Annotated in this window: 12 protein-coding genes; all 12 read right to left on the bottom strand. The window is 35.3% G+C overall.

Going from position 1 to position 8,504, the window contains the following annotated elements; genetic code table 11:
* The coding region (locus G628_RS19055) for a hypothetical protein (protein ID WP_027209125.1) at positions 1-247 on the bottom strand (247 nt) is incomplete at its 3' end.
* A complete protein-coding gene (locus tag G628_RS0110660; protein ID WP_027209117.1) occupies positions 244-579 on the bottom strand; it encodes a hypothetical protein in 336 nt (111 codons plus the stop codon). The genes G628_RS0110660 and G628_RS19055, both read right to left, overlap by 4 nt.
* Positions 576-1,673: a 5-methylcytosine-specific restriction endonuclease system specificity protein McrC gene (gene mcrC / locus G628_RS17140; protein WP_051199150.1), complete on the bottom strand. Its 1,098-nt coding sequence runs from the start codon at positions 1,671-1,673 to the stop codon at positions 576-578. The genes G628_RS0110660 and mcrC overlap by 4 nt, the downstream gene beginning before the upstream one ends.
* On the bottom strand, positions 1,652-3,724 hold the full coding sequence (locus G628_RS0110650; protein WP_027209118.1) for an AAA family ATPase: 2,073 nt from the start codon (positions 3,722-3,724) through the stop codon (positions 1,652-1,654). The genes mcrC and G628_RS0110650 overlap by 22 nt, the downstream gene beginning before the upstream one ends.
* 175 nt (positions 3,725-3,899) lie before the next feature.
* Entirely contained in the window at positions 3,900-3,968 is a 69-nt protein-coding gene (locus tag G628_RS19370) for an SEC-C metal-binding domain-containing protein (protein WP_242827213.1), read from the bottom strand.
* A 3-nt stretch (positions 3,969-3,971) separates the two neighbouring features.
* Positions 3,972-4,556 carry a class I SAM-dependent methyltransferase gene (locus G628_RS0110640; protein WP_027209119.1) on the bottom strand — a complete coding sequence of 195 codons (585 nt, stop codon included), beginning with the start codon at positions 4,554-4,556 and terminating at the stop codon, positions 3,972-3,974.
* Positions 4,557-4,559: 3 nt separating this feature from the next.
* A complete protein-coding gene (locus tag G628_RS0110635; RefSeq protein WP_034500825.1) occupies positions 4,560-5,558 on the bottom strand; it encodes an HNH endonuclease in 999 nt (332 codons plus the stop codon).
* Positions 5,527-5,724 (bottom strand): hypothetical protein, encoded by a 198-nt coding sequence (locus G628_RS0110630; RefSeq protein WP_027209121.1) that lies wholly within the window; start codon positions 5,722-5,724, stop codon positions 5,527-5,529. The genes G628_RS0110635 and G628_RS0110630 overlap by 32 nt, the downstream gene beginning before the upstream one ends.
* 88 nt (positions 5,725-5,812) lie before the next feature.
* Positions 5,813-6,589: a radical SAM protein gene (locus G628_RS0110625; protein ID WP_027209122.1), complete on the bottom strand. Its 777-nt coding sequence runs from the start codon at positions 6,587-6,589 to the stop codon at positions 5,813-5,815.
* A gap of 2 nt (positions 6,590-6,591) precedes the next feature.
* Entirely contained in the window at positions 6,592-7,728 is a 1,137-nt protein-coding gene (gene tcmP, locus G628_RS0110620) for a three-Cys-motif partner protein TcmP (protein WP_027209123.1), read from the bottom strand.
* 174 nt (positions 7,729-7,902) lie between these two features.
* Entirely contained in the window at positions 7,903-8,196 is a 294-nt protein-coding gene (locus G628_RS17135) for a SpoVG family protein (protein ID WP_051199151.1), read from the bottom strand.
* Positions 8,197-8,297: 101 nt separating this feature from the next.
* On the bottom strand, positions 8,298-8,504 hold a 207-nt coding region (locus G628_RS18975), incomplete at its 5' end, for a hypothetical protein (RefSeq protein WP_034500836.1).

Here is an 8,504-nt window from a genome sequence, read left to right as displayed (position 1 = left end):
CAGATGCTCTATCATCTTTATTTCTGTCATATTCCAGTGCCTTATCATAAATATCATTCCAATATTCTTCCAAGTCTTCTGCCGAGAACCGATAACCCGCCTTCAAAAGAAATAAATCTAACGGAAAGTATCCATTATCGCTGTACTCAATTAAAAGTTCAATCAAATCCTGCTTACTCAAAGAATCCAGTATTTCTCTTATGTCACCCTTGTTGTATAAAAAATATCCTTTCTGCCTTAATATCAAATACTTCTAATCAATATATTTTTCACTTCATCTATACACTCTTCCAAATCATTGCAAAAAATATCATAATATCCATCGCTTCTTATTTCTGTCGGATTTCTTTTTGACAATCCCCGCCATATCGGGTTATTAGTCCAGATTTTATAAGAATCCTTACCTACATATACTGCACATACAGTTTTATCATTTAGCAAGAAATAAATATCCTGATTTGTCTTATCCTCATACTTCTTCAAACTTCGATGCCGAATACTAAACTTGGATTCCACTACAACACTTTCAAAAGCACTGTATGCTTCCTCATATTTCTTTTGTAAAAAAGCCGACATCATATTCTTTCTCTCCTCAAGCCAATAGTTATTGGTACATCTTCAACAAAAAAGTCACCACTTACAAACCTCTCGTATATACCATCTAAGTCTTTCTTTATGCCTTCAAAATTCTGGCTAAGATCCAGCGTTCTAACAACTATCTTGTTTCCGCTCATATTATATTCATCATCCGGTTGTATTTGATCTAGTGTCTTTGCATATAGCAGCATTCCCGCCACGCTACAATCGCTCAGACAACCGGCTTCATAGTTTTTCACATATGAAAAAATCTGATACAAATTTCCCGAGTGGACTTTTTCCTTATCAAACTGCATTTGCATATTATGAGTATAATATTTTGCATCAATTATAAGTGTCCCTCTTCCATCTGCCGTCTGAAGTGTAATATCAGTTTTCATATCAGGTAGATGCCTTCTATTTCCTTCTACTGCCCAATCAACTTTTATTGCATTAGCCTTGATATCCTTATGTTCTCTTCTATAATATTCAAGAATAAACTTTTCATATATTTTATGCTCCTGTTGCTCATCTATAAAATCTGAAAGCTTTACTCCGCCCTCCTGTTTAGTATGAATCATACCTTTTATTACCATCTTACATACAGAAATAAGCATCTGATATATCGAGTTATTCTTGTTATAGTTTACCAGCCAATTAATCCTATGCTCATCAATCACGTCAACTTCATGAAAATAATTCATCAAGCCCTTTAATCTCTTTTTTCGTACATTTGAAATATCGGATTTAATTAGAAGTATCGCAGTTGTTTTAATAATTCTGTTGAGATAAGAATTAACAGAAAACTCATCATATTCACAAACAAGCTGATTTTTATATCTTACGCTACTCTTGATTGTCTCAGCTATATCTATTCTTCCTTTGATAGCGTACATCTTCTCCTCAATTGGAACATACTCCTTAAATATCCCCCGCTTAATAATCTTTTCCACTCCGATACATATTATCGCAGCGCATAAATCTCCTATGTTTTTAAACTCTTCGGTTTCAAGGTTCTTGTATCCTTGATCTTGTAAAGATTGAAAAACATAAGAAAGCATGTAGTATATGTTTTTTATTGGTATATTGATTGACATAAGCGCTCACTCCATGTATCAACCTTAGATTTATTATCAAACCAATACTCTTTTACCAAAGGAATAAGTTCATATTTTACGATATTTGACAACGTCTTTTCTCCAATAGAACCTTTAATACAGAAATAACTATGTCCTATGCAGAATCCCTCTCCCAAAGAATCATCCTTCCTGATTTCTTCGTTTAATTCCTTAATGCAATCAATCAAAGCATTAAATTTTTCATTCTTAAGACTCTCTTTGTATTTTTTGAAACCATCTGTATCAAATCCCGGCTTCATATCAAAAAAAGAAAAGCGTCTTCTCAATGCATAATCAAGCATTGCCAAACTTCTATCTGCTGTATTCATTAGTCCAATTATATATACATTTTTAGGCACGGAGAAATACGTTCCGGAATATAAAAGCTGCAATTCATGCCCTCGCTTATCATTTTCTATGAGCATAAATAATTCGCCAAATATCTTGCTCAGATTTCCTCTATTTATTTCGTCAATGATAAAAAAGTAATTATTTTCCTTATCATCTCTGGCTTTATCACAAAATCTTTGAAAGACTCCCGGTTTAGGTTCATACTCTCCTGTTGCAGTCGGTCGTAATCCCTCTATAAAGTCTTCATATGAATAACTTTGGTGGAACTGTACCATCTCAACTTTACTCTTATCAATACATCCAAGTATTGAATATGCAAGGCGTTCGGCTGAAAATGTTTTTCCAACCCCAGGCGCACCTTGAAGAATCACATTTTTCTTATATTCAATGAGCTCCGCTAAATTATAATAATCTTCTTCGCTCATATATACTTCTTCTAAAAAGCGCTTTCCATCATAAGGCTTAAGTTCAGTATTCTTTATATCATCCTGTTCTTCAATTTCAAGTAACCCATTTAACTTCTCAAGAACATCTGCAAATCTGGTAATATCGGTCAACGTTTTCATAGCGGCCTGCCCCGGATATTGCCACTCTCCTTTATGAGTCCACTTAACTTTCCTATAATTACAATAATCTCCAAAATCATTGTTATATTCATAATCCGATTGAACTATTCCTCTTCCCACAATCTTGTGGATTCCCTTTTTAGCATAAACAATGTCCCCAGGCTTAATTTCGTGAACAAACTGCCATGTTGCAAGAGAATCCATAACATAAGACTTATCGGGATCGATATTATTCCTCATAGCTTCTATCATTTCATCTCTAGAATTATATTCCCGAAGATTCCCTATTTCGTGCCAACCTATTCCCATCACACCACTTGAGTAATACTTATCCCACTTATCAGCATTATTTCCCGGAGCATAAAGCCAATAACGTTTTTTATCCGCATTATCATCATCTAATGTATCTTCTGCATTGTTATTTTTCTTATCATCCCACGCCTGCGCAGAAAACTCTGGAAAAGAGCTATAAGGAAATTTATCCGTGTTCAAACTTCCTCTCAAAGACTCGCACAACTCAATATACACTTTTCCTGATGGATACTTGCCATTAAATAAACCTTGATCATTAAGCTTTTTGCGATTATTTGTATCCAAGTTAATATAATAGAAAGGTCGAATCCAATATAGAGCCATCGTAAGATTCCAGCTAGTTCCCTGAAAAGAAGCAGCCTTATCAAATAATTCCGCAACTTCTTCATTATCACCTTTATCCGCACATGCTATTGCCTTTTCAAAAAGTTTCCAAAATGTTCCTATACGCTCATCCGGCGTGTCGTCTGTAAACCATGCCTTCATAGCAAAAAGAACGGGAATGCCTGTAAAATCTTGCGGAACTTCAGCTGATATTCCAAACACCTTTTTATATTGAGTCAGTAAGGCAATTCTAGTTTTGTCAGATGACTGTTTATTAAATCCACCAAAAAAAGTAAACGGATCCATATCCTGAAAAAAGTGCCCATTACTATAATACTTATAATCAATACCTGCGTCTTCATACGCTTTCCTAATCAACTTAACAAATAATTCCCGATTATCTTTGTACTTCAATATTGCGTCAGCAAGCTCGATATAAAAGTCTGTCCATGAATATTTTTTAATAGTATTGTCCATAGAACCCCCTCCTGCGTTTAAATATGTGGCAAATCTACTAGGCATTCAACATAACCATCCGGAACTGACGACAACAACCTGAGCATTCTCGTGTCAGTGAGCGAAATCTGCTAATAGCCAAACTAAAAGGTCTTTAACAGCTTCTCTTAATGCATAGCTTTTCATCGTCTCAACCTTAATTCTTCCCATGACAGTATTTGTACTTTTTTCCGCTCCCACATGGGCATGAATCATTACGTCCTATTTCTCAATTACTCCCTATCACATTAATCCACATCTCATCCTCTCTTCCGGGTCTGATATCGTGAGTAACCTCATTACCTATCACTGTAAATCCGGCATTCTCCATAACCGGCACAATGCTTTTCTCATTAAAATCAATAAAGCTGCGCTCTCCGCGTTCCTTCACTCCATCGCCATATTTAAAAGACGCGTACATAACACCGCCATCTTTCAAGGAAGCCCTAAGCTTCCCAAGTATCTCAGGCAGTTTCTCTTTTGAAACATGCAATAGTGATGCGCATGCCCATATTCCATCAAACTCATTGTCAAAAGAAATCTCTTCAAATCTCATGTTTAGGACTTCCCTGCCAATGTATGCAGATGCTCTCTTACACATCTCTTCTGATGCGTCAAAAGAAATTACATCAAAGCCAAGATCCATGAAAGCCTTGCTGTCTCTCCCGCTTCCGCACCCAACATCCAAAACTCTTGCATTCTTTGGAAGGAGCGAAGCAAACTTATCCCTCTGATATGACATATCCGCTGCGACACTTCCTTCAAAGAACGAGTCCGCGTTTTTATTATAATACTCTACATTACTATCATTCATAACTTACTGTTTTACTTTCCCCGGTTCCCAAGTGTTTACGTAACCGTTGTTCCTTGCCCAGTCATAGATCATCTTTATTCTTCTTGCAGAATCAGTTGCATCCCTCGTGTTCTTTTCAATCAAAACTTCATTTCGCTCTGAAATCTTATTGAGATAGAAAACCTTTGCAAGCTTATCCCTCTTCTTGTTATTGCATTCAGGGCAAGCCAAAACAAAATTCCAGATCTGATCATCCTTAATAAATGACCACGGAATAAAGTGATCAACCTCAACACTTCGCTTAGTAAGCGTCTTCCCACAATAGAAGCACTTATTCTCAAACTCTTCAAAAAGAATATCCCTATAATAAGCCAAACTACTACGTGTACGCATAGTGCTCTCATCTATCTTGCTTAGGAGATGATCAACAACGCTGTCTTCATTAACCCTCTCAAGAAACTTCGCCCATTCATAATAATTGAGTTTCTCAATGGCAACCTTGTGCTTGCACACAAACTCATACATCCTTGGATTGATGCGAATCCATTCTCCCTTCTTGGAAAAAGAATAGAATAATCCTTGCAGATCGGCATAAAGAGCGCCGACTACATTTTCCTTACATTTAATCTTCACCTTATGACAAATATCAATCTGCATCTCATGTGAAAGACTTTCAAAAGGTATATCATCAAGTATGGCATATTTCTCCTTGCCATAAATAAGCGCTTTCTCAAGCTCCGACTGCCTATTAAGTTTTCCGGGTTTCTTTTGCAGAACGTGGTGCTTTAAAACCAAATTCCAATAGATTTCCGTAAATTTAGAAAAAAGCTGATCAAATGTCAGAACCAACTTGTCATCAGTATTATAAAGATTATCAAGAATCGCCTTAAGAAAACCATACTTATAGCTTGTATCATTCACAGACTTACTCGAAAAAAGAAATGCAAAAGCAGACCACATCTCATCATCTGAGAGAGGTCTGTCTACATATTCAGCTTCCTTTAATGAATATCCTGCTGCCATGTGGGCTCCTATATACGAGAATTACATCCGTGTGCACATTATTTTTTCTTTTTACGCTTTTCACTTTTTTAATTTTTTTCTTTTGTTCCTTTTTATCTATAGGCTCAGCCTGCGATATATCTCCCCCAGTTATTTCCTTCTCCTCACTTGACTCAGCTTTCTTCAATTCTTCTCCAATTTTTATATTATATAATGTCTTTCCGTCAAGATGTTCTAGCTTAATTCTATCTATTTGCTTTTACGAATCATATACTTTATTCTGTAATCGTTTTATTTTTTATGTGGAAAGCGATTCCTTTCTCATTACAGAAGTCAATCACTTCCTTTGCTCTTTCATTGTAGAACTTTTTATGCTCAGGATATCCGGATGTGACATCTTTGCAGTAATTGGTTCTTCCGAAAATGATCTTATCTACGAATCTAACTGCTTTCAGGATTTTCTTCAAATCCTGATCTATTAGATTCGGTGTAGGATAAGGCTCAATGCTAACCCAAGTTTTGCATCCTTTATCGTGAAGTTTTTTTAACGCCACAAGTCTTTCAACATAAGAGGCCGAGCCTGGCTCCATTTTCTTGCGATATTCTTCATCTAACGAAATCAATGTAATACCATACTCATTTTCTTTAGAAAAATCAGCAAGTGTAATTGGTAAAATACCTTTTGTTAACACTGTACACTTAATTCCAGCCGCATTCAGTTTTTTTATAACTGCTATACTCATTTTTTCTATTTCCGGATACCCCATCATGAATGGGTCCGTAGAAAATGATAGATGAACAGACATAATCTTATCTTTCAGTCTTGGAATCTCTTTATCTAAGATTTCCAATGTATTAGATACAAGATATGGCTTAATCCATTCTTCATATGTCTTAATTTGACCAAATCGTTTTTTTAACAAAAAAGCATAGCAGGGATATTTGCAACCATGCGCACACCCCTGCACAAAATTTAATGTATAATCTCCATACTCTACACCCGTTTTATAAAGCATAGATTTTCTCTGTATATGCCCTTCTACTTGCGGCATTCTTAGTAACTCCTATCTGAAAATGTTATTGTTTGACTACGAACTTCAGCACCATAATGTTTCTTCAATGCATCCCATATTTTATTTCTATAATTTCTCGTCGGAAAAACTGGATGATCATATATATATGCAATAACATCACCCTTTGGTACACATGTCTGTCCTCGAAACTTCTTCTGTATATATCCAGCAATATCTTTTAAAGTATAGCAAGATCCATCCGCTATACACTCAATTTCTGTTTCACCAGTTTCAAAATTCATCGTTAATTGACCATAATCATCATTATATATTTTTTTCTTGTCAGAAGATTTGTCCCCAAATGTTTTCCAAGCAATCTCTTTATATAAATCAAAACCACGGTGATGCCCCGTACAATGTATCAAATCATAAACAACAGAATTATGATTATTAAAAAAAGGAAAAGAAGCAACATAATATCTATTCTCTCTGCCACATAAATCCTTTATTATACTTTGAACCTTAAGTTCATATGATTCCCTGCTATTTCCAAACGTAATAAGTTCTTCTATATTTGTTTGATATGTTCTTTCATATTTATTTATCACCTCTTTTTTCTTCGCAACTCTAGCAGCTCTAATCGTATCTGAAACCATATGATTTATAATAACTTCTCCCCAATTTCTCAAAAAAGGCATTAAAGCTTCCCAATCAATATTTGCGTCATACGGATCATAAACTAATAAAAAATTCATTCCTTTAAAAACAGTTTTAAATTGGCTGCTGATCTTATTAAGCAATTCACTAGCATCCATCGAAAATGTTTGAATATTAAAATTCTCAGTTCTTTTTGGAAGTTTTGTATTTAATAAATCAATCTTATTCTCGTCAATATCATTAAAATACAAATAAGCTTGCTTATCTTTATACTTCTTCATAGCTTTTGCTAAAATATTAGCAACTAATAATGCCGTACCTTCTATCACTTCTCCATCTTTTGATTCTCTTCTATACAGCCCACTATTAGACATACAATCTATATATACTATTCCATTACAACTCGAAGATGATAAAAGAATTTCTGCCCACGCCTCAACATATTTTGAAATAATTTCAAACTTTTTAATAGTATGTTTTGATGCGACACTAATAACACTTTTTGCCTTAGAACTAGCCATATCCATCCCTCTCTTTAGAAAAAGCTTTTCGTGATAACCTGCATACTACGTATAGTTTATCACATTGAATGCTATAAATAATATAAAAGCCAAAAGAACTTCATCAATTTTACTCCCTTGAAGATGGCCAGTTTTCATTTTCCACAAACAAGGCAATAATCATTTTTCATATTCTTACCACTCAAGCTCAACCACCTCCCCCGGCTCATAACTTTCCTTAATCTTAGAAAAAAGCTCTTCACGAAATTCCTTAGTTACAGGAAATGCTATATCCTTGTAAATCGTATTTCCTTTTTCATCAACAGTCTTGGTTTTGAAGCTTGGCATTGATACGAAGGTGCCGCCTTTCCTACTTTCTACTATTGAGATATTTCTTACTGAAAAGCTATCTCCAAAAGTTACTGTACAAAGTCCTCTTACATTGTTTGAACTTGCTTCAAGCTTATTTGATTTAATACTTACTTTCATTTCTTTAGTCCTCCTGATAATTATTCTTATTCTCATCCTGCCGGCGCTGAGTGTCGTTGTGGCAAGCAGTGCGTTTGTCCGACAAACGCGTTTTGCGGCTCTTACAACACAGACTCAGTCCGTGAGTTTCGGGAACGTTTATCACGCCCCTCTTTTTCATTTTTGCTTTTATCCTGCAGGTACAACATTTCTAAATTTCGCTTTGCGATCAGATACTCATGGATATCTTTATTGATCCCCGCATACTCCCTAAACTCTTTTTTCTTCTCTTCAAGAATGTGGCCATACTCATCACGAAGCTTACGCAT

The organism is Butyrivibrio hungatei NK4A153 (genome assembly GCF_000424465.1).
GTDB lineage: Bacteria > Bacillota > Clostridia > Lachnospirales > Lachnospiraceae > Butyrivibrio > Butyrivibrio hungatei_A.
The sequence above is the reverse complement of the archived record's forward strand: the minus strand, read 5'-3'. Positions and strand labels throughout refer to the sequence as shown.